The organism is Paraburkholderia sediminicola (assembly GCF_046026855.1).
In the GTDB taxonomy this organism is placed as follows: domain Bacteria; phylum Pseudomonadota; class Gammaproteobacteria; order Burkholderiales; family Burkholderiaceae; genus Paraburkholderia; species Paraburkholderia sediminicola_A.
The window spans coordinates 412,357-433,846 of record NZ_JAQQET010000001.1 but is presented as its reverse complement, the minus strand read 5'-3'; the positions used below and the strand labels follow the sequence as shown (position 1 = coordinate 433,846).

Here is a 21,490-nt window from a genome sequence, read left to right as displayed (position 1 = left end):
ACCGATAGGTTTCTCCGGCTGTCGATATCAGATGCCGTGCAAAGGACAAGTGGCCACACACATTGCCTGTCTATGTGAAGCGCTCCGCACTTGCATGGCCGCGCTGGAGCAGCGGCGCGTACTCGTGCAATTCCGACGGCGCAATGTCGAAGGCGCGACGGAATGCGCGCGTAAAGGTCGACGCATCGTTGAAACCCAGCCCGGAGGCAATGTCCTGTACCTCCATCTGCGGAAAGCGCACCAACTCGTCGGCCGCCATTCGTAGCCTGCGGCTGCGGATGTAGGCGGCCAGGCCACCTTCGTGCTCGAATATGCGGTACACGCTGGCGCGCGAGAGATGCAGCGATGCCAACATACTGTCAGGCGACAAATCCGGATCGTGCAGGTGGGTCTCGACATGCCGCCGCACCTGTCCATAAACAGCAGCACGTACCGCCGCGCGGCCGTTGCCGGAAAGACCCGCTTGACGGCTGAACGCTGCGACGAGTAGTTCTACCGCGGTGAGACAGGACTGGTGTGCTTCCTCCTTGCTCAGTCCGACGATTTGCCGCTTTAGCGCCACCAGATGCTCGATCAGCATGCGTGTCAAAGGGGTGGTGGCGTGGACCCAACGGCCATGCAGCGAAGCGGCATCAGGGAACGACCTTTCCACCAGGGCGCGTGGCACGAAAAGGAGCAGTATCCGACCATGAAAACTCCGGACTGTGCACGGCTGATCCATGTCCAGCGCAAGGATACTGGGCACTTGTGGCAGGTGCGGCGCGTCGAGCCCCGACTTGCCGCCCAGGAATTCCCCTGGTCGCCCTTCAAGGAATACGTTGAAGCTGATGTCGCGAACGCTTTCGGTCGAAACCCGCCCCAACGATCGCACGGCCAGGTTCGGCCCGGTACGGAAGTCGAAGAGGCTCAGATTGTCGATCGTGTAACGGGACAGGGATGCGTCGAACGTATCCTCGGCTCGTTTTGACGGGGGCTGTATATCGTAGACAGGACTCATACGCTCCTGCCAGGCCAGGAAGCTTTGACGGGCGTCGCCCTGAACGCTGAAATTGCTATGCACGATGCCGGGCGCAAGCGTCGGGGGCTTCGGCGGCAACAACAAGCGGCCAGGCGGTATGGCAGTATGTAGCGGGTCGTTGTTCAAAGCAGTGTTCATCGCTGATTTTCATCCAGTTTTGATCCGCCCCGTGCGGCTGAACTTTATGTTGAGCCACTAGCCCGCCTGGAGCGCGCTAGTGTAGGTGGCCAAGCATATCAGTACTTGTTTTTGTCGTAGCGTACAGAGGACGACTCGCTGGATAATCTGTCGTTTCAGTAGTCGACGACCACACGTGTTGCTTGAGCCGTCGCGGGCGGACGACGAAAAATGACCGCGAGAGACAACAGCAGGAGAGCACGCATGGAGATCGTTCCTCAAAGTGCGCCGGGTCGACCGATGATCTATACCCATGTCGATCAAGCCATTCGCCAGAGCCTTAGCTCGCGCCTTCACGCTCGCAGCGGAGGAGGGCTACGGTCTTCCGCTGAGTGTCCGCTATGAGTCCTGGATTTAACCGGTCAGGCATGAGAATAATATTGGTGGTATTTAGACCAACAACCGGGAGGACCAGGGGCAGCGCAACGGGCAGGGCGGGCCGGTTTCGACCCGTGGAGGTCGATGTAAAAATCGTCGTCAATTTGACTTTCTCGCCAAACATCAGCAATCCACACAACCCGGGATATGAAACGAAGCAATGGAAAATAACATCTTCAGGTCTCCGGCACGTGGGTTTGCAGCAGCCGGCTTTGTTTTGACGCTCGCCGCATGTGCATCGAATCGGGCACCGGAACCGGCATCCGCATCCGCGCTTGGCGACTACAGTCCGCAGTCGCCGTTTCCAGGCGCTGAGTGGACGCAGGCTGCACCGGCTACGCAGGGTTTTTCACAGGAGGGTATCGACCGCGCCGTTGCCTACGCGAAACAGCAAGGCTCGACATCCGGCATGATCGTCCATGACGGGCTGGTCGTGGCCGAATGGGGCGATGTGTCGAGGAAATCCAACCTCCACTCGGCACGCAAGAGTTTCGCGAGTGCGCTGATCGGCATCGCAGTCGCACGCGGCCAGGTGCACCTCGACGATACGCTGGCGCAACTCGGCATCGATGACTACGAACCCTCACTTTCGCCGACGGAAAAGCAGGCCACTGTGCGCATGTTGCTGGAGGCACGCTCAGGGGTTTATCACCCCACCGTGTACGAGACATCGGGGATGGAAGCGTCCAGGCCTCCGCGCTACAGCCATCCGCCGGGCACATTCTGGTACTACAACAACTGGGACTTCAATACGGTCGGCGCGATCTACGAGAAGGCAACCGGCGAAAGCATTTTCAAGGCGCTGGAGACGGAGATCGCTGCCCCAATTGGTATGCAGGACTATCGATCGTCAGACGGTCACTATGTGTCGGGCGGCCTCGCCACGCGGTACCCTGCCTATCCGTTCAACTTGAGCGCGCGAGATTTTGCACGTTTCGCGCTGCTCTATCTGCACAATGGTCGTTGGCGCGACCGGCAGATCGTTCCGTTGGAATGGGTCGCTGAATCAACGCATTCGTATTCCGACACGTCGACCGGCGGGTACGGATATATGTGGTGGACCAGCACGCCGGTGAGCGGATCTCGTGGCCAGAAAGTGGCACTCCTAAGGCCTGCTTACTGGGCCGATGGTCATTTGGGCCAGTATGCGGTTGTGGTGCCGTCGCTCGATCTCGTAGTTGTGAATCTGGTCGATTCGCGGCGGACCTCGAAGCGCATGGGACAACTGAAAATGGAGAGACTGGTGTGGCTGGCCGAGTCCGCCGAAAACGCAACCGGTATCGGTCCTGAACCTGGAAAGGTCGCAGACGTCATAGCGCCCTGACAGCTCGGCATCCGGCGCATAGTGGGCCGTTCAGTCGGCCTTTCGTTCTTCGTAATCTGGCGACGTGAACACGGAAGTTCAGCATCGGCCCAGATTCGGCCATGCAGGACACCAGAGCACCCGACGACGCATTGCACTTCGTCAACAGTCGAACCTCATTTTGAAACCGCCGAGCAAATTAGAAGCATGCGATTTTACCAACTCGCACCGGGCGTAACGCTGTCCAGACGTATCCGTTGAGCCTACTCCATGCGTGGTTCATTTCGTATCACCAGTTCCATGAACCCCGAGTGGAAGTCGCGCTCCCGGGAGAAACGATGTTCGGGAAGAAGCGCCAGCAATATCTCCGCAGTTGTACGGACCGTGCAACCGCGTCCCACGTGACCGCCGAATACTCGACCGCGCGAGTCGGCAACCGACATGTGCAGATGCGCTCCATCGGATGATAGGGACCCCGCGAGCGTCAGGATTTCCAGATCGTCGCGCAACTCCGTTGGATCTTCGTCCCCGGCAAATCGCAATTGGGCAACGCTGAGGCTCCCAATGCCCTGGATCACGAAGGCCGCCTGCACCTTGACCTGACGCAGCACGTCTTCGAGGGCGACACGCAAATCGTCGCCGGGAAAAAGACGCAAAGGATGTGCTTGCATCGCGCGCTTCCTGGTTGAGGGCCTGGTGACAGGTTAAGGCGAATTGAGCCCGGCCACAATTACGCGTCAGCTTTCGCGCATAACAGGCGCCGTCGGGGTGACAATCAGGCAACTTGCTCTAAAATCAACCCAGCTTCGAGAACAGTGCAGGGCGATGATGGGCTTGGGTATCGCCGGCATGCATTACATGGGGATGGCGGCGATGCTGATGAACCCCGCGATTCGCTACGCGCCAACTATCTTTGCTGGGTCAATTCTGATTGCAATTGCGGCTTCCACCTCGGCACTGTGGGTCGCAAACACACTCCGCGGAGCGGATCAGAACCATGTGATGCCCAAGCGCGTTGGTGCGGCCTGTGTCATGGGCGTTGCCATTGCAGGTATGCATTACACCGGCATGGCCGCGGCGAATTTCCCCGTTGGATCGATTTGCGGTGCAGCGAATGGCATTAAGCCTCAATGGCTCGCTGCCGCCGTCATTCCGTTTGCGTTTGCGATTCTTATCGTGACGCTGCTTCTTTCCCGCCTCGATGCCAGGGTCGCGTTTCTCGCCAATTCGGTCGCCCGTCTCAATGATCAGATCGATCGCGTGCGAGGTCCGATACATTGACCGGTCTGCCCAATCGTAGAACACCGACGGAACGGACTGACGATGGATCAGTTTCAACCCCTCGCCAAGCCGCGCTCGCGACGCCGGCCACCTCGTACGACCCGGGCAGTTGACGGCGGTTCGACCCCACGGTTGTGCCGCGCGCGACAGCGCTTTTTGTGCGACCGGGAGTTCTCACCTTTTCTTCCTATTCGCCTACTGTTGATCGTGGACCTGCATCGACCAGAAGGTGTTGCGCCACCCATGCCGGATAGAAAATTTTTTGTTGTTTGAAGATATCAAAAACGGGTTTTTTTGTTGTCCCGCATTTTCCATAATGAATGTGAACGCTGTCCCGCAAGGCATGTGCGCAGCCCCGCTGCCCGCACTTGCCGTGCCCCTTTTTCATTCATCTTATGCCGGGTTTCTCCATGTCCAAGACTAAACCAGAAGATTCGCTCGCCGCACCGGCCACCGGGATCCGTAAGGGTCTCACCAACTATGGTGACAGCGGCTTCTCCCTGTTCTTGCGCAAAGCTTTCATCAAAGGCGCGGGCTATACCGACGAAGCATTGGATCGACCGGTAGTCGGCATTTCCAACACCGGCAGCGCCTACAACCCGTGCCACGGCAACGCGCCGCAATTGATCGAGGCGGTCAAGCGCGGGGTGATGCTGGCTGGCGGCTTGCCGATGGATTTCCCGACCATTTCCATCCATGAGAGTTTTTCGCAGCCGACCAGCATGTACCTGCGCAACCTGATGTCGATGGATACCGAGGAGATGATCCGCGCTCAACCGATGGACGCGGTCGTGCTGATCGGAGGCTGCGACAAGACCGTGCCGGCGCAGTTGATGGGCGCTGCATCGGCGAATATTCCCGCCATCCAGCTGATTACAGGCTCCATGCTGACCGGCTCGCATCGCGGCGAGCGCGTCGGCGCGTGTACCGATTGCCGCCGCTATTGGGGTAAATTCCGTGCCGACGAAATCGATAGCGCGGAAATTGCCGCCGTGAACAACCAACTGGTGGCGAGTGTCGGCACCTGCTCGGTGATGGGCACCGCCAGCACCATGGCTTGCGTGGCCGAAGCACTGGGGATGACGGTACCGGGCGGCGCATCGCCGCCGGCCGTGACGGCCGATCGCATCCGCATCGCCGAGGAGACCGGCGCCCAGGCGGTGCAGATGGCACGCAGCGGGCTGACAATCGACAAGATCCTGACCGCCGATGCATTCGAGAACGCCATCCGCGTGTTACTTGCGATTGGCGGTTCGACCAACGGCATCGTGCACCTGACAGCGATTGCGGGACGCATGGGACTGGATGTCGATCTGAAGGCACTGGACCGCATGGGTCGCGAAACTCCGGTGTTGCTGGACCTGAAACCGTCCGGCCAGCATTACATGGAAGATTTCCACCACGCCGGCGGCATGGCGACGTTGCTGCGTGAACTCAAGCCGCTGCTCAAGCTCGACGCGATGACCGTCACCGGGCGTACCCTGGGCGAAGAGATCGAATTGGCCGGTCCTGGCTTCGAACAGGACGTGGTGCGCACAATCGCCGACCCGATCTATCCGCAAGGCGGCATTGCCGTCTTGCAAGGCAACCTCGCACCTGGCGGCGCGATCATCAAGCAATCTGCCGCCGATGCCAAACTCATGCAGCACGAGGGACGCGCGGTGGTGTTCGAGAACGGTCAGGATATGGCCGAACGCATCGACTCGGACGACCTCGACGTTACGGCGGACGATATTCTGGTACTGAAAAACATCGGTCCGAAAGGCGCGCCGGGGATGCCGGAGGCCGGTTATATTCCGATTCCGAAAAAGCTGGCGCGCGCTGGTGTCAAAGACATCGTGCGCATTTCCGACGGGCGCATGAGCGGCACCGCCTTCGGCACCATCGTGCTGCACGTGACGCCTGAGGCGGCCATTGGGGGCCCGCTAGCCTACGTTCAAAACGGCGATCGTATCCGGCTCAGCGTAGCCGCCCGAGAAATCACGCTGCTCGTATCGGACTCCGAACTGGCACGCCGCGCGGCTGCCGCGCCGGTAGAGGTGCCGACAGCCGAACGCGGGTATCGGAAACTGTTCCTCGACACAGTGCTGCAGGCCGACAAGGGTGTCGATTTCGATTTCTTGCGTGCCGCCAGGATTCACGACACGACGCCGAAGGGCTAGCGGCTGCGTGCCGCACCGCGAGGCATGGGCTTGGCGGTTCCGAAAATCGCCTGTGCTTCCTGGAAAAAATCGCGAGCCAAGGCCGCGTGAGGCCCATTGCTGGCCCAGATCAAGCCACTGCGCCGTACTGGAGCGCGGCCCGGCAACGGCAGCCGCGCCAGCGACATGCCACTCGACCAGAGCGATACCCAGTCCGGCAGCAGCGATACGCCAATGCCCTGGTCGACCAGCGCGGCGATCGCTAATAGTCCATCGATCTCAAGCCGCTGATGGGGATAGATCTGATGATCGCGCAGGTAGCGATCGGCCAACTGACCGCCGAGCACCGAGCGTTCGTAGCGAATGAACGGCTCGTTGCGCAGCACCTCGTGCGCGTCGCGACCGGCCATGGTGGCTGGAGCCACGACTACCAGCGGCTCATCCAGGAAGGGACGCCATTCGCAGGTCTTGCGAATGGCGAACTGCGGCTCGACTACCACCGCCGCGTCAAGCTCGCCGCTGCCTACCTTGCGGCATAGCTCGACGGATGCCCCAGGGGTGATGAACAAAGCCAACTCCGGATAGCGCGCATAGAGGTTTTTGAGCACCGGCGGCAGGACGTTGGTGAGGGCGGAAACGAAGGCGCCGAGCCGCAACTCGCCGACCCGCGCGCCGTCGCTCGCGATAACACGCAAATTACGCTCGTCGCGCAACAGCGCGCGCGCCGGCTCGAGAATCTTGAGGCCGGCTTCTGTTGCCTTGACCACCCGGCCGGCACGCTTGAGAAGCTGCATATCGAGGTCCACTTCCAGCGCATGCACGCGCGCTGCCAGCGCGGCCGCCGTCACGTCGAGGCGGCGCGCCGCTTCTGCTAGCGAGCCGCAATCGACGGCCGCCACAAAGCTTTCCAGATAGTCGGTATTCATCGTTTTAGCTTAACTGATGAAGATCCCTCAAACAAAAAATATTTTATGGTCTAAACGCACCGGAAGGTGGTTCTTTTAATGCTCTGAAAAAGTGACACTGCGATCACCGATACCGCATCGATCGCAATCGAAAAACCGGAGACACTTTTTGAATACCCACCCTCACAATGTTGCGACCGACGCTCGCATTGCCGAATCAGCCGACGCGGTCTACAGGCGTATCGCCTGGCGCTTCCTGCCGCTGCTGTTCGCCTGCTACGTGGTGGCCTATCTGGACCGCGTCAATGTGGGATTCGCCAAGCTGCAAATGCTGAACGATCTACAGTTCAGCGAGGCGGTCTACGGTCTTGGCGCGGGCATGTTTTTCATTGGCTATTTTTTCTTTGAAGTGCCCAGCAATCTGTTGCTGCACAAGCTTGGCGCGAGGCGCTGGATCGCGCGAATCATGATCACCTGGGCGGTCCTTTCGATGTGCACCGCCTGGGTTAGTACTCCATTGCATTTCTACGTCGTGCGCTTCTTTCTTGGCATTGCGGAAGCCGGCTTCTATCCTGGCATGCTGCTCTATCTGACCTACTGGTTCCCGTCGCACAGGCGCGGCCGGATGGTGGCGTTGCTGACCGCGGGCAATCCCGTGTCCGGCATCGTGGGAGGCCCACTCTCGGGCTACATCATGACCGCGACGGCCGGCATCGCCGGCATGCATGGCTGGCAGTGGTTGTTCATCCTGGAAGCTTTGCCGGGTATTCTGCTTGGCGTGATGGTCTACCGCCGGCTCGACGACAAGGTGGCGCACGCTACATGGCTCAGCGTCGAAGAGCGCGCACAGGTTCAGTTCGACCTCGACATGGAAGGCAAAACCAGGACACATGGTTCGGTTAGCCAGGTGTTCCGCTCCGGCCGTGTCTGGCTGCTCTCGCTGATCCTGTTCGGCATCATCATGGGCTCGTATGCGCTGAGCTTCTGGCAGCCGACCATCATCAAGGGCACTGGCATCAAGAGCCCTGCGTTGATCGGCGTGATGACGATGATCCCCTATACGGCCGCACTGATTGGCATGCTGCTGACCGGCCGCAGCGCGGACAGGCGGCGCGAACGACGTTGGCATGTGATCGTGCCAAGCCTGTTCGCAGCCTGCGGCTTCGTGTTGTGTGCCAATATGGCCGGCAGTTCCGTGCTGTCGATGCTGGGACTGACGATGGTTGCGGTAGGCATTATCAGCGCGCTGCCTATGTTTTGGGCTTTACCGACGTCGTTTCTGGGCGGGGTAGGCGCCGCCGCCGGTATCGCGCTGATCAATTCAACCGCGAATCTGGCCGGGTTCGTCAGTCCGACCGTTATCGGCTGGCTGAAAGGCCAGACTGGCACGCTGTCGTCAGGACTGTACCTGGTTGCCGGTTCGTTGACCCTGTCTGCCTTTCTGGTTTGGGCCTTCATTCCGGCGCGGGTGGTGAACCGCTGAGGCTGCCGCGGACCGCATTGGGACGGAAATCGGCCAGCAATGGACCTTCATGACGTGCGTTTGAACGTCCCTTGTAACGCGTAAAGCGGGCTGCCGTGTCGATACGCGAACGCCCACAACGTCGGCCCGAAACGGCAAACCTTCGCTCAGTCTTATCGACAGAACTGCAGAATGGCATCGGCAACTTCCTGCGGCGCTTCGCGCTGCGGAAAGTGTCCCACTCCATCAAGCACCTTTCGCTCGTAGCGCCCGAGGAAAAAAGCCTCCCGTCCCCTGGAACTATCGGGATGGTTGCAGGTGTCCGCCCCGCCGTGCAGCACCAGCGTTGCAACCGATAGCCCGGGTACGGGATTCAGACGCGTCTCGTCCTCGGCATAGGCAGCGTCGCCGTCGACAAAGCCCCAACGGTGGCGGTAAGAATGGAGCACGATCTCGGCCCAATCGTCGCCGTCGAATGCCTGCGCTGCCTCGTCGAAGTCGGCCTCCGCATACCAGCCGGCTGGCGCCCAGGTGTCCCACATCTGTCGGGCGAAGGCCTTACGTTCGTCCCGCACCACGCGCGCGCCCCGCGGCGTGGCCATAAGCCAGTGGTACCAGTAATTGCGCGCTTGCTGCAGGGTCAACAACTGGTCCGGGTCGTTGGTGCCGTATCCCACGGATAGCATCGCCAGATGTGAGGCCACGCCGTCTCGCAAGCCGCAAGCATTTGCGACCGCGCGTGCGCCCCAATCATGGCCGACCAAAACCGGCCGTTCCAGACCCAGCGCGTCGAGGAAATCCAGCAGATCGCGGCCCAGTGCGGACAACTGGCCGCTTCGAGGCGTGGCCGCATCGCGGAACCGGGTGGGCGCGAAGCCTCGCAGCGCCGGCGCGAGCACGCGGTAACCCGAGCTGGCCAGTATGGGCGCGACGCTCTTCCAGCACTGCGGGCTGTCTGGCCAGCCATGCAGCAGCACCGCTGTGCGCGGCCCCTGTGGGTTCCATTCGAGATAGGCGATGTCGAGCCGCTTAGTAGCGACGTGGCGGTAGGTGTTCATGGTTTTCCTCGTGCAAACAGGGATGTGTCACGATAGCTCGACTTCTCGTATCGATTGGTGAATAATCATTGCCCATTGATAACTTTTCGTGTCGAATGATTTGATGGAGATTCTAGCCACCGCCGACGGTGTTCCGCTCGATACCGTGTTACTGCGCACCTTTCTCGAAGTCGTGGACAGCGGTAGCTTTGCCACGGCCGCTGAGCGTCTGGCGCTGACGCCGTCGGCCGTGAGTGGGCATATCAAGCGTCTGGAACTGATCGTCGGGATTAGCCTGCTGACACGCACGACTCGCCGCCTTGAGTTGACGCAGGGCGGTGACACCTTGTACGCCTACGGCCGCAATATCCTTGATCTGGAACGCGAGGTCCGCGCGAAACTGCGCGGCGCGCCGCTGCGCGGGCTGTTGCGGGTCGGTGCATCGGAAGACTTTGCTGGAACCTGGCTGCCCAGGGTATTGCAGCGTTTTCGCCAATGGCATCCTGAAGCGACGATCGATCTGAAAGTCGGCGTCACGGCCGATCTATTGCGCCAGCAAGAGCGCGGGCGTCTGGATCTTGTGTTCGGCAAGCAATGCAGCCGTGTTGAAAAAGGCGGCGAACTATTGTGGGAAGAGCCGCTAATCTGGGCGTTCTCGGAGGATCAACCACTGGATCCTGACCAGCCGCTGCCGCTAGCCGTCTTTCCCGATCCATGCATCTATCGGGAGTCAGCGATTACAGCACTGAACAAGGCGGGCCGGGCGTGGCGGTTGGTGTTCGAAAGCAGCAGCATGGCGGGCTGCCTGTCGGCGGCGCGCTCGGGTTTTGCTGTTACGGTCATCGCCGATAGTCAGCGAGTCGAAGGCCTGTGCCAGTTAGGTCGCAAACAAGGATTGCCCGCGTTGCCTGTTGCACGTTTCTACGCGTTTCCTCGCTCAGACTCGCCCGCCAGCGTGGCCCTGATAGATGCTGCACGCCGCGCCGGCCAGCAGGTTCGCTTCAGTCCGCGTGCACTTCGCGGTTGATCGGTCCATCGCATCCTTGGGGCGGCGACATAGTCAACGAGAAGTTGCAGGTAACTGCAGCGATATGGCCTGTGTCCTGACGGGCTGCTTTATCGGTTGGCAACAGTGACTTCGCGGTGAACATGTGGCCACTGTTGCCGCTGAAGCGGACATGTTCGGGTCGCTCGGAGAGGAGCACTCAGGGTCGAAGTCGGTCCTTCATCGAACTTCCGGATTCGGCCAGCTTCAGCGGTTCGGCACTGCGGCCAGGACCGTCGACAATCGACAGAATCAAAGATGCCGGGTTTCCGATGGCGGATTGCCCCAATCGTTTTGCAGGCCATTCGCGTAGACAATCGGTGCACTCAACGCTTCGTCAACGTCAAGGTCATCGACGCACATGATGTTGATATTAATGTATGGGAATCCGGTTTCGTTTGGCATATCAATGCGATCAAATACGTGGACGCCGCACCGCTTACAGAACGGATGATGCGCAACCGGATTTTTGCCTCGATATACCATGAGTGCATTTTCATCGGAAAGAAGACGGAACGCCTCTAGGCGAACGTTGACGAGCCAGAGCCGCACTTTGCTACAGAAGGTGCAGTTGCATCTCACGGTGCCCCGGCTGAAATCAATCTGAGCTTCGAACCTCACTGATTGGCAATGGCAATTTCCTCGATATGTCCGCAGCATTGAGCGCTCCTATGGATTGAGATGCGCTCAGCACGATTCGGGTTTGTCAGCCAAGGGTAATATCGAGCGCTGCCAAAGGCGAGCATTTCGATTATGCATAGGCAACGCTGTGCGTGCATCGCATCAATTTGGACCAACCCGGACGTCAGCGGATGGGAATACCGTTCTAGCGTAGGGTGGAAATGAGTCGTCGGCATGGATCCGTTGCAGCCCAACCCGGGCAGGCGATTGATTTGCGGTCGCAGCATCAAGGGACGCGGTGTAGGCTATCCCTTACGAATTTATCGAGGACGCAGGTATGAATGAACGGCCACGGATTTCAATGACTCGCATTGAAAGTGCGTCGGCCTTGATAGATCCGGTATTCCTCAATTCACCTCAATTCGAGTGTGAGTCACTCTCGAATGTGCTCGGCGTTCGGGCCGTATTGAAGGTGGAAACGGTAAATCCGATTCGCTCGTTCAAGGGGCGGGGTGCTTGTCTTTATATGGCCAACGTTCCGCGCGACTGCGAAGTTGTCTGTGCGAGCGCAGGAAATTTCGGTCAGGCAATGGCTTATGCGGCATGCAGCGGCTCAACATCTTATGCGGCGCTCCTTATCGAAGTGCAGCCGCTACCGCCTCGTCAATCTGCAGCGCAAAGCGCGCTTCAACATCGGGCACCGTGTAGCCAATTGACAGTTCCAGATACGCATCGCCTAGCACCAACTGAACGAATGTCGCTGCCCGCAATGCAGCAGTCGATTCGTCAAATCGCTTTCGCAGAATTTTTGCGGCGAAGGCACGCACGACCTTTGCACCATTTTCGTAAAACACCTGGCCGAGTTCCGGAAGACGCTCGGCCTCAGCAACGATGGCCCGGTAAAGCCGCAGATTATCCGGCGCGATAAGGCTTCGTGCCAGCAACCATCCCAACTCGCGCAACTCGACTTCGGGTGCGCCGTCGGATTGCTCGCCCTGAGCGCTGGCAAGCAGCGCGCCCACCTGCGCGCACATTGAACTCACCAGACCAACGAAGAGCGCCTCCTTCGACTTGAAGTGACGGTAGACCGTCTGTTTGCCGACGCCGGCGGCCGAGGCGACATCGTCCATTGTTGCCAAACCGAAACCCTCGCGTAAGAAAACGGTTTTCGCGCCGTCGAGGATTGCAGATCGCTTGCGGCATTGCAGCGGGCTCAGGCCGGGGAGAGAAGAAGTGTCCATGCAAGATAAATAACAGATCGATGAGTAGTTGACAATACTGGGTAGTCTCGTTTAGATTCACCAAAACGAGACTGATAAGTCTCGTTTGTATGACTATTCAACTTCGTAGCCAATCATTGGAGAACGCTTTGAAACTGTTCATGACAGGTGGTACTGGCTTTATCGGGCAAGCGGTCGCGCGCAAGGCAATCAGCCTCGGCCATCAGGTGACGGCGCTGGTGCGCGAGGAAAGCTCGGCGGCCGCGAGCGCGCTGGCACGTCTCGGTGTGACACTGCATTGCGGCGACCTGCGCGAGCCACAGTCTTTCGCTGCGACCGCCGGCGCCGCTGATGGCGTGGTGCACGCCGCGTCGACCAACGATGCTTCCGCCGCTGCGGCTGATGAAGCCGCGGCGGTAGCGATGCTTTCGCATTTGCATCCGGGCGCGGCGTTTGTCTATACGTCGGGCACCTGGGTCTACGGCAATACGGAGGGGGAGTCCGCGACTGAAGCATCGGCGCTGAACCCGACACCACTCATCGCCTGGCGGCCTGCAGTGGAGCAACGTGTGCAGGCGCTAGCAGCAAGCCGCTCGATTGCCGCAGTGATCCTCAGACCGGCGATGGTGCACGGCTACGGCGGTGGCGTTTTCGGCATGCTTGCCGGCATGGCCCATCAGACCGGCAGTGTGAGGGTCGTCGGCGATGGTCGTAACCACTGGCCTGCCGTTCACGTCGATGATCTCGCCACGGCTTACCTGAGCGCGGTGGAGCGAGCGGCAAGCGGGGACGGTCGAGTTGCGGGACAGATATTCAACGTGGTTGCGGAAGATGCCGTTGCCGTTGCCGAAATGGGTGAAGCGATTCGGGCGTCGATCGGCGCTGATCGCGTCGAGGCGTGGCCGCTCGACGATGCCCGCAAATCGCTTGGACCGTTCGCTGACGCATTGGCGCTCGATCAGACAGTAAGCGGCCAGCATGCCCGGCGAGTTCTTGCGTGGAAGCCCCATGGCCTCGGCCTGATTGCGGACCTCTCCGTACAAAAGCACTTTCAGCAAATCAATGGAGCATGACCATGGCGTGGAACAGCGCATCTTTCGAATCGATTCTCGCGATGATCGTAGCGGTTCTGTTCGCGGTTGCAGGGGTGGTCAATCTCACAGGACTTGGCGCGGTGAAGCGTGACTTCGCGCGCTGGGGTTACCCGGCATGGTTTCATTTGCTCTGTGGCGCTCTTGAGCTGTTGTGTGCGGGACTTCTTTTTGGACAACAAACCAGAGTTCTCGGCCTAACGCTGGCCGGTGCGATCCTGGCCGTCGTGCTCTTCACGTTGTTCCGAAACCGTGAGCCGTTCGGGCATCTCGCCCCTGCGCTGATCTTCTCGGCTCTCATTGTGACTACTGTGGCGCTCCGCGGTTGAGGCTTGCTCGCCGCAGCGCTAGCAGAAGTGCGCTATGGCGTGATTTTGGCCGCGAGCGACGCATGGGCATCGCGCCGGTCGCCACCTGGCCACTCGCCGTTGCGGGAGGCCGCGTCCGCGTTGTAGCCGTCAATGCGCCAGAGCGGTGGCCAATTTCGTTACGGCCTCACCGCACGAAGTTGTTGGGTCGTGCCCCTCACGCTTTAATTGCGCGTTCTGCTCGAGGCGATCCATTACATCATGCTTTCTTTCCAGCTCGTTACGCTGACTACCCCGCGCATCATTCTGCGGCCCCCTCGCCATGAGGACCTGCAGGCACTGTTCGCGATCTGGTCGGACGCAGAGGCGATGCGCTACTTTTCATTTTCGGCGATGACCCATCTGGACCAGGCAGAGGAACGTATCGCGGGGGCATTGAAGGCATCCGCTGACGGCAAGGACTTCATTGGCATAGTCGAACATCGAACCACTGGAGAAGTACTCGGCACTTGCGATCTTTTCCATGTGAACGAGCAATGCCGGCGAGCGGAGATAGGTTTTAGTCTGCAACGCAAGCACTGGGGCAACGGATACATGATCGAGGCGGCTTCCGCACTGATCGAGCACGCGTTCGGTGTGCTGAACTTGCGGCGCATCGAGGCGGATATCGACCCTCGCAATCTCGCTTCGGCCAGGCTTCTCGAACGACTCGGATTTGCGCGTGAAGGACTCTTGCGCGAGCGCTGGACCGTGGGCGACGAAGTGTCGGACAGCGCGCTATATGGGCTGCTTGCGGGGGATCGCCGGACGCATAGGCCTGGCGACCGCCATTCGGATGACAATTTTGCATCGCGCGGGCATGGCGATCGCAGCGATCACGGAAGGCCCGCTACCGATTTCGATGTTCCCGACCGGACAGACCCCGGGTATCAGGACTAGACCCGCGGCCGTCAGTGCCTAAGCGTGCTCCTTCTTGCCGCTGCAAAAGGACAGCCGGCCAAGGCGCCGCCGCCGCGTTACGGGCTCCTGAACACTCTCCGCAACCTCGCGCCACCACTTCCCGCCGCGGTGCGGTGCGCTCAGATCCAGCCGCTCTCCCATGCGGGGCGTCGCAAGCGGAATGCCGCGCGCGGCGGTGAGCCCGACCACGCGTTCGTACGGTTCCTGCCAGCGATGCATCGCCAGATCGAACGTGCCGTTGTGAACCGGCACCAGCCAGCGGCCGCGCAGATCGACGTGTGCCTGTACCGTCTCGTCGGGCTGCATGTGCACGTACGGCCATTGGGCATCGTAGGCGCCGGTTTCGAGCAGCGTCACGTCGAACGGACCCAGCCGCTCGCCGATCGTCTTGAATCCATCAAAGTAGCCCGTGTCGCCGCTAAAGAACACGCGCAAAGCGTCATCGACGATGACCCACGAGGCCCACAAGGTGCTGTTGCCGTCAAAGAGACTGCGGCCGGAGAAATGCTGCGCCGGTGTTGCCGTGAACGCCAGACCGTCGATCTCAACGCTCTGCCACCAGTCGAACTGGCGGACCTTCGACGCGTCGACACCCCACTCGATCAGACGGTCGCCGACACCCAGCGGCGTCAGAAACACGGCCGTCGTAGCCGCGAGCGCCAGCACGGTTTCGCGGTCCAGGTGGTCGTAGTGGTCGTGCGACAGAATCACGCCGGAGAGCGGCGGCAAGTCTTCGAGCGCAAGGGGTGGCGCATGAAAGCGCTTTGGACCGAATCGCTTGAACGGCGATGCACGTTCAGCGAAGACCGGGTCCGTCAGCCAGAACTGACCGCGCAGCTTGAGCAGCATGGTCGAATGCCCGAGGCGATACAGGCTTCGGTCAGGCGCGGCCTCAAGCTGTTCACGCGACAGTGCGTCGACGGGCAGGGGGGCCGCCGGCACCGTGCCGTCCGGTTTGTTGAAGAAGATATTCCACACGATGCTCAAGGTCTTGCGGATTCCTTCGACCGGACGCGGTTTGACGTTACGAAAGCGCTCGCCGTCGTGCTGGGCCGACGTATCGAACGATTCACGCCCGCGTCGCGCCGCCGTCAGGCCCAAGGCGCGGCGAATAGAACCGGTGAACGATGTCATGCAAACCGCCTCGAAACATAAAGTAGACTGTTGAGTGTAGTTTATTTTCGAGAAAAGTAAACTCCCCGGTGTAAAATTTAAGGATGGATACCAGCGATACCCCCCTCCGCCTGACCGATCGCAAGCGCGCCGCCGTAATTGGGGCCGCTATCGAAGAGTTTCTTGCGGCCGGCTTCGACGCGACCAGCATGGACCGCATCGCAGCGCGCGCGAGTGTCTCGAAGCGTACGGTCTACAACCATTTTCCAAGCAAGGAAGCACTGTTCGCAGCGATCCTGCGGCAGTTGTGGGAGTCGAGTGACACGGAGGAGGCGCCTGCTTATTCCTCCGTGCATCCGTTGCGGGCGCAGTTGCTCCAGCTTCTGTTAAAAAAGCTGAGCCTCCTGAACGACGAGGCGTTTCTGTCCTTGGCGCGCGTTGCGATTGCGGCGGGCATTCATTCGCCGGAGCGCGCGCGCGATATGGTGGCTCGCATGGGCGAGCGCGAGGAAGATTTGACGGTGTGGATTCGCGCAGCCGCTGCCGATGGCCGCCTCAAGACGCTGGACCCAATGTTCGCCTCGCAGCAGTTGCAGGGCCTTGTGAAAGCGTTCGCTTTCTGGCCGCAGGTGACGATGGGCCAGTCAACGCTCAGCGTGGATGAACAAAGACAAGTCGCGGAATCTGCTGCCGATATGTTCCTTGCGCGTTATGCGTGACCCGTTGACCGCGAGCACTTGACTCCGCGATCGTCGTTCGCCGCATCCTGCCGTGACCGGTCCCAATTCAATTGGAACAACCTGTTCAAACACTGCGCGCCTGAGTGTAACCGGGTGCGTCTGGATCAAACGTGTTAGCGGGATTTAGCCGTTCGCGACGCGCAGCTATCGCCTCGTCAAGCAGCTTGCGGAGATGGTCCGCGTCTCTGATGGCCGGCAAACGCCTCACAGGATGAGCCAGATCGTCGGTCATCAGGATGAGCGTGCCGGTGCCGAATAGACGCTGCCACCAAGGCTGGATCGACGTGATGTGCTGAATCCGGGAAAGCTCGAGAATCGATACACGTCGATGCAGAATGCCCTGCGTCCAGCTAATCCGTGCGGTATCGATAACGATTCGGGTGAACGCCGTCTTGACGAACGGCAAGCTGACACCGATCAGGACCGCGCCCGCTTGTGCAAGCAGCACGTGCCACTGAAACGGAAAAGAGGTCGACGCGCAGACATGTATCGCGCCGATCATGGCCATGACGGCGCCTCCCTTCAGGAGCGCCGGAAGGTTGCAGGCCTGCGACGGCGCGCCGCTGAAAATTACTTGATTGGCCATCGCACCTATCCTTTTTTCTGATCCACGGCTCTATTCGTCCGTCCAAAAAGGCAGCGTTGCCTGATTCGGTTGCGCGCGGCGAACTGACTGCTGGCCGGCGACAATATCGTGTCCCTTTCGCCAGACACACCTGCGTGCCGGCTTGGTGGAACACGCTTCAAACGTTTGGTGGCGGTACGACGCAACTTTGACGCGTCGGTCACGGAAACAAGCGTAGTCAAGTCGCACGCCACTATCTTGAAGTCGCCGTGGCACGACTGGGTGCCGACGGTATGTCCAGTATAGCCTTTACGGCGCGGGTCGTCCGCGACGCGGCGCGAACGGTGCCGCGCCAGCAAACGTCCCCTGTGAGCCCAACTCACGCTCGATACGGATCAACTGGTTGTACTTTGCGGTGCGGTCCGTGCGAGAAAGCGACCCCGTCTTGATCTGACCGGCGTTTGTTGCGACGGCGATATCCGCAATGCTGACGTCTTCGGTTTCTCCCGAACGGTGTGAGATCACCGCGCTGTAAGCGGCGCGCTGGGCCGTTCGCACCGTTGCCAGCGTTTCGCTGAGCGTACCGATCTGGTTCATCTTGACGAGTATCGAGTTTCCAATGGATGCGTCAATGCCATCCTGAAGCAAGCGCTCGTTGGTGCAGAAGATGTCGTCGCCAACGAGCTGGCATTGTCCGCCGAGCCGGGACGTCAGCAATTGCCAGCCCGCGTAATCGTTCTCGGCCATGCCATCCTCGATGGAAACGATGGGATAGGTAGCCACCAGCGTCGCCAGATAATCGACTTGTTCCTCGATGCTGCGCTCAGTGCCCTCGCCAGGATAGACATAGCGTCCGTTGCTGAAGAACTCGCTGGAAGCCGGGTCTATCGCCAGCGCGATATCGACGCCGGGTTTATAGCCTGCCTTCTCGACTGCGCCGACAATCAGATCGAGCGCTTCCTCAGCGGTGCGCAACGTGGGTGCGAAGCCGCCTTCATCCCCGACATTCGTGTTGAAACCCGCGTGCTTGAGCGCGCCACGAAGCGTATGAAAGACTTCGGCTCCCATTCGCACGCTGTTGGCAAACGACGTCGCGCCTATCGGCAAGATCATGAATTCCTGGAAATCGAGCGGATTGTCGGCATGTGCGCCGCCATTGATGATGTTGATCATGGGAACCGGCAGGACAGACGCCTGCAACCCGCCAAGATAACGAAACAGCGAGGTCCGGTTGAAAGCGGCCGCGGCGTTCGCTGCGGCCATTGAGCAACCGAGAATCGCGTTCGCACCGAGACGCTGCTTGTTGTCGGTGCCGTCGAGCTCGATCATGGCTTGATCGACCTCGCGTTGGTCCATGGCGTCCATGCCGACCAGCGCATCCCGCAGTTCGGTGTTGACCGCATCGACGGCCGCCGTGACGCCTTTACCCAGATACCGCGCAGGATCGTTGTCCCGCCTCTCGACGGCCTCGCGCTCCCCGGTTGAAGCGCCAGACGGTACCGTTGTCCGGCCTTTCGAGCCATCGTCCAGGATAATTTCTACTTCAACCGTGGGATTCCCCCGGCTGTCCAGGACTTCGTAACCCATGACCTGCGCGATCCGGCTCATTTTTAACGCTCCTTTACGATAGAAAAACTGTCCCATCAGACAAGCGCAACCGGCGTATGTCCATTGAATGAATGTCCGAAGAATTCGCGATAATATGAAGTAAAAAGTTTTATTTTTTGAAATTACTCGCAAAAATACGTTGAATTATTATGGGAAGCAATTTCCATTGAGTGCGAAGATACGCACTTGTGTAGTATTCGAAAACCGAGTTTTATTGCGAGATCGGTCAGCTTTTTTAACGAAGGGATCGTTGAAGTGCGTACATTGCCTCCGCTGTCTTTGCTGCGCGCGTTCGAAGCAACCGCCAGGAACGGTTCCGTGACCAAGGCGGCCGAAGAGCTGTTTCGAACCCACGGCGCCGTGAGCCGTCAGTTGAAGCTGCTTCAGGAGCACGTCGGCTCAGCGCTTTTCGACAAGGAAGGCACGGGTTTGAAGCTGAATCAGCACGGGCAGGACCTCTATGTGCTCGTCAGCTCCGTGTTCGAGCAACTCGAGCACGGCTACACCAGGTTGCAGGCCCAGGTGCAGGGCTCGGGCCTGCACGTGGCTTGCAGTGCGACCTTTGCCATGCGTTGGTTGGTGCCGAACCTTGCCGATTTCTATCGCGCGTGTCCGGACATCCGTATCCGCCTCTCCATGACTTCGGCGCGAGAGATCAGGACCGAAGGTGCTGATCTGGTCATTGCGTGGGATCTCACTTCGTATCCGGAGGCGGACCGTTCCCGCGCGATCCCGCTGGCACCTGTCGCATTCGGGCCTGTGTGCATACCCGGCTACCGGAACTCGGCAACAACGGGGGCGCGTATCGCGCACGACTTCACCTCGAGTGCATGGACGCACTGGGAGGCGCAGACGGGCACCAGAATTGGAACCGGCGGGCAGATTACGTTTCCCCATACGCACCTTTGTATCGAGGCGGCGCTGTCTGGTCTGGGGGTGGCGCTCGTTGAAAAACGGCTGATAAGACGGGAGCTGGATGAAGGGCTGCTGGTGGCGCCGTGGGGATTTGTTCAGCTCCCCTTCAGATTGATGGCCTTGCCGGCCGCGGGTCGAACCTTGCCCAGGAACCTCAATGAATTCACATCCTGGCTACGTGCCCGGCTTGAATATAAAGACGCCGGCTAAGGCAGCTATGCAAATGGCTGTTCCACCTGATAGCTGCCTTGTGCCCCATGTCAATCTGGAGGGCGCATGAATGCAAAGGCCTGGCTTAAGCAGCCGGCGCGGCCGGTGCATTCGGCGTGTATTTCCGCAGTCGCTGGGAAATCAGATGCGAAGGCTTTTCGATCATCCGGTAAAACGCGTAGCTGATGGCGAACGCCAACGCCACCTGTACGAACCATGCGAATCGCGATGTGTCATCGAATCTGGTCATTTCCAGCAGTGCAAGCGCCATCTTGTGGCAGAGATAGAGGCTATAAGACCACGCTCCGAAAGTAGCCAGTCGGGACCAAACGCTGCTTCTGGACGGCGTGGCTGTCTCCGCCGCGATCCAGATTGCCGCAAGGAACTGAAATAGCGGGAGCGTGATATCCGGTGTAATCAACGGCACACCCGCTGGTTTGAGATTCGATTCGGAGAGCAAAATCATAACGGCCGCTCCGGCCGCGACAACGGTCACTCTCAGCGCAACCAGATGGTTTGCCAGGTAATGAGTACTCCGATCAAGGCCGCGCTTGATCATCATGGTGAGTGGCGAATACGCACCACGGACGTGGAACTGCTCCGCGTTGCGCTGGATTTCCGCGATCAGGCAGCCAAAGATCCATCCAGCCGCGTACAGTAAAGCCGTACCCGGAACGCCATACGTTTCAATGACGCAACCATGGCAAACCGGGTGGCCCACCAGACGAACCGAGGCCACCATCACGCCTGCCGCAAGCGCGCAGCCAACGATCATTTCGCCGAGGTAGCGAAACCGTGGGCGCAAGATCGGATAAGCGGCGTAATACACCATCTCGCAGTAGAGCGACCAAAGCACGGACTCCAGATAATTTTGTCCCGTCGGCAAAGGTTGAACGAGGCACAGCAGAATGATCAGTGGCAGGCCGATGCGGATGAATCTCGACGCGTAATAGTTGATCGGCTTAAGCGTGACATCCCTTTGATATGCGTTGTGGATGCAATAGCCGGAAATGACGAAGAACACGATGACGGCGGCGGGACCCGCAAACAACGCTGTCGATCCTGACCACAATGCGCCGCCCATGAAGGCAAGCCGGTGTGGCAGAAGTTCTTTAAACGCGGGCGGGCGGAAGTGGTACATCAAGACCCAGACAGCCGCGAGGAATCGAATGGCGTCTATCTTCAGGGATTTGTTCAGATTTGCGGACGCTGACAGATTCAAGGTGATCGCCATTTTTTGCCCCTTCTTCTATTCAGGCTGCGACGATCTTACCTCCGCGTTAAACAACAAAAATACCAACAAAAATCGAAAAAAATTGGGGAAATTAATGCCCGCCAGGCCTCGTGATTCGCGCGGGAACAGGGCAGAGTCGGCCCGCACGCGCAACCGCT

20 protein-coding genes and 2 pseudogenes are annotated in these 21,490 nt (G+C 59.6%); 11 read left to right on the top strand and 11 right to left on the bottom strand.

Annotation, left to right across the window (positions count from 1 at the left end):
* Positions 1-70: 70 nt before the first annotated feature.
* Positions 71-1,156, bottom strand: coding sequence for a helix-turn-helix domain-containing protein (locus tag PQR40_RS01900; RefSeq protein ID WP_408508306.1), 1,086 nt, complete (start codon positions 1,154-1,156; stop codon positions 71-73).
* Positions 1,157-1,733: 577 nt separating this feature from the next.
* On the opposite strand from PQR40_RS01900, the gene PQR40_RS01895 reads away from it, so the two are divergent.
* Positions 1,734-2,897 (top strand): serine hydrolase domain-containing protein, encoded by a 1,164-nt coding sequence (locus tag PQR40_RS01895; RefSeq protein ID WP_408508305.1) that lies wholly within the window; start codon positions 1,734-1,736, stop codon positions 2,895-2,897.
* Positions 2,898-3,139: 242 nt separating this feature from the next.
* Here the strand turns inward: PQR40_RS01895 and PQR40_RS01890 are convergent, their stop codons facing one another.
* Positions 3,140-3,547, bottom strand: a complete 408-nt coding sequence (locus PQR40_RS01890; RefSeq protein WP_408508304.1) for a PPC domain-containing DNA-binding protein — start codon at positions 3,545-3,547, stop codon at positions 3,140-3,142.
* Between the two features lie 97 nt (positions 3,548-3,644).
* On the opposite strand from PQR40_RS01890, the gene PQR40_RS01885 reads away from it, so the two are divergent.
* On the top strand, positions 3,645-4,157 hold the full coding sequence (locus PQR40_RS01885; protein ID WP_408508303.1) for an MHYT domain-containing protein: 513 nt from the start codon (positions 3,645-3,647) through the stop codon (positions 4,155-4,157).
* A 187-nt stretch (positions 4,158-4,344) separates the two neighbouring features.
* On the opposite strand, the gene PQR40_RS01880 is transcribed toward PQR40_RS01885, so the two are convergent.
* Positions 4,345-4,545, bottom strand: coding sequence for a hypothetical protein (locus PQR40_RS01880; protein WP_408508302.1), 201 nt, complete (start codon positions 4,543-4,545; stop codon positions 4,345-4,347).
* A 22-nt stretch (positions 4,546-4,567) separates the two neighbouring features.
* Here PQR40_RS01880 and PQR40_RS01875 point away from each other — a divergent pair, with 22 nt between their 5' ends.
* The gene (locus tag PQR40_RS01875; RefSeq protein ID WP_408338914.1) at positions 4,568-6,319 is read left to right on the top strand and encodes an IlvD/Edd family dehydratase; all 1,752 of its coding nucleotides are present in this window, start codon (positions 4,568-4,570) and stop codon (positions 6,317-6,319) included.
* Here PQR40_RS01875 and PQR40_RS01870 read toward each other — a convergent pair.
* Positions 6,316-7,224, bottom strand: a complete 909-nt coding sequence (locus PQR40_RS01870; protein WP_408508301.1) for a LysR family transcriptional regulator — start codon at positions 7,222-7,224, stop codon at positions 6,316-6,318. The genes PQR40_RS01875 and PQR40_RS01870 overlap by 4 nt on opposite strands.
* 148 nt (positions 7,225-7,372) lie before the next feature.
* On the opposite strand from PQR40_RS01870, the gene PQR40_RS01865 reads away from it, so the two are divergent.
* On the top strand, positions 7,373-8,686 hold the full coding sequence (locus PQR40_RS01865) for an MFS transporter (RefSeq protein WP_408508300.1): 1,314 nt from the start codon (positions 7,373-7,375) through the stop codon (positions 8,684-8,686).
* Positions 8,687-8,838: 152 nt separating this feature from the next.
* Here the strand turns inward: PQR40_RS01865 and PQR40_RS01860 are convergent, their stop codons facing one another.
* Complete coding sequence (locus PQR40_RS01860; protein ID WP_408508299.1) at positions 8,839-9,723, bottom strand: alpha/beta fold hydrolase; 885 nt, start codon at positions 9,721-9,723, stop codon at positions 8,839-8,841.
* Positions 9,724-9,826: 103 nt separating this feature from the next.
* Here PQR40_RS01860 and PQR40_RS01855 point away from each other — a divergent pair, with 103 nt between their 5' ends.
* Positions 9,827-10,729 carry a LysR substrate-binding domain-containing protein gene (locus tag PQR40_RS01855; protein ID WP_408508298.1) on the top strand — a complete coding sequence of 301 codons (903 nt, stop codon included), beginning with the start codon at positions 9,827-9,829 and terminating at the stop codon, positions 10,727-10,729.
* Between the two features lie 270 nt (positions 10,730-10,999).
* On the opposite strand, the gene PQR40_RS01850 is transcribed toward PQR40_RS01855, so the two are convergent.
* Entirely contained in the window at positions 11,000-11,407 is a 408-nt protein-coding gene (locus PQR40_RS01850) for a GFA family protein (RefSeq protein WP_408508297.1), read from the bottom strand.
* Between the two features lie 298 nt (positions 11,408-11,705).
* On the opposite strand from PQR40_RS01850, the pseudogene PQR40_RS01845 reads away from it, so the two are divergent.
* Positions 11,706-11,960 (top strand): annotated as a pseudogene (locus tag PQR40_RS01845) (pyridoxal-phosphate dependent enzyme); the annotation flags it as partial.
* Positions 11,961-12,003: 43 nt separating this feature from the next.
* On the opposite strand, the gene PQR40_RS01840 reads toward PQR40_RS01845, so the two are convergent.
* Positions 12,004-12,609 (bottom strand): TetR/AcrR family transcriptional regulator, encoded by a 606-nt coding sequence (locus PQR40_RS01840; RefSeq protein WP_408227727.1) that lies wholly within the window; start codon positions 12,607-12,609, stop codon positions 12,004-12,006.
* A 128-nt stretch (positions 12,610-12,737) separates the two neighbouring features.
* Between PQR40_RS01840 and PQR40_RS01835 the strand changes: the two genes are divergently transcribed.
* The 3 genes and pseudogenes from PQR40_RS01835 to PQR40_RS01825 form a co-directional block, all read left to right on the top strand.
* Positions 12,738-13,661 (top strand): NAD-dependent epimerase/dehydratase family protein, encoded by a 924-nt coding sequence (locus PQR40_RS01835; protein ID WP_408338918.1) that lies wholly within the window; start codon positions 12,738-12,740, stop codon positions 13,659-13,661.
* A 2-nt stretch (positions 13,662-13,663) separates the two neighbouring features.
* Positions 13,664-14,008 (top strand): DoxX family protein, encoded by a 345-nt coding sequence (locus PQR40_RS01830; RefSeq protein ID WP_408227733.1) that lies wholly within the window; start codon positions 13,664-13,666, stop codon positions 14,006-14,008.
* Positions 14,009-14,248: 240 nt separating this feature from the next.
* A pseudogene (locus PQR40_RS01825) lies at positions 14,249-14,794 on the top strand (GNAT family N-acetyltransferase); the annotation flags it as partial.
* A gap of 150 nt (positions 14,795-14,944) precedes the next feature.
* Here PQR40_RS01825 and PQR40_RS01820 read toward each other — a convergent pair.
* Positions 14,945-16,081 carry an MBL fold metallo-hydrolase gene (locus PQR40_RS01820; protein ID WP_408508296.1) on the bottom strand — a complete coding sequence of 379 codons (1,137 nt, stop codon included), beginning with the start codon at positions 16,079-16,081 and terminating at the stop codon, positions 14,945-14,947.
* Between the two features lie 83 nt (positions 16,082-16,164).
* Here PQR40_RS01820 and PQR40_RS01815 point away from each other — a divergent pair, with 83 nt between their 5' ends.
* Positions 16,165-16,779, top strand: coding sequence for a TetR/AcrR family transcriptional regulator (locus PQR40_RS01815; protein ID WP_408508295.1), 615 nt, complete (start codon positions 16,165-16,167; stop codon positions 16,777-16,779).
* Positions 16,780-16,864: 85 nt separating this feature from the next.
* On the opposite strand, the gene PQR40_RS01810 is transcribed toward PQR40_RS01815, so the two are convergent.
* Together PQR40_RS01810 and eno are read right to left on the bottom strand one after the other, a co-directional pair.
* On the bottom strand, positions 16,865-17,386 hold the full coding sequence (locus tag PQR40_RS01810) for a PH domain-containing protein (protein ID WP_408508294.1): 522 nt from the start codon (positions 17,384-17,386) through the stop codon (positions 16,865-16,867).
* A gap of 288 nt (positions 17,387-17,674) precedes the next feature.
* Positions 17,675-18,973 (bottom strand): phosphopyruvate hydratase, encoded by a 1,299-nt coding sequence (gene eno, locus PQR40_RS01805; RefSeq protein WP_408338926.1) that lies wholly within the window; start codon positions 18,971-18,973, stop codon positions 17,675-17,677.
* A 255-nt stretch (positions 18,974-19,228) separates the two neighbouring features.
* Between eno and PQR40_RS01800 the strand changes: the two genes are divergently transcribed.
* Entirely contained in the window at positions 19,229-20,098 is an 870-nt protein-coding gene (locus tag PQR40_RS01800; protein ID WP_408227748.1) for a LysR substrate-binding domain-containing protein, read from the top strand.
* A gap of 85 nt (positions 20,099-20,183) precedes the next feature.
* Here PQR40_RS01800 and PQR40_RS01795 read toward each other — a convergent pair whose 3' ends face one another.
* On the bottom strand, positions 20,184-21,332 hold the full coding sequence (locus PQR40_RS01795) for an acyltransferase family protein (RefSeq protein WP_408227751.1): 1,149 nt from the start codon (positions 21,330-21,332) through the stop codon (positions 20,184-20,186).
* Between the last annotated feature and the right edge of the window lie 158 nt (positions 21,333-21,490).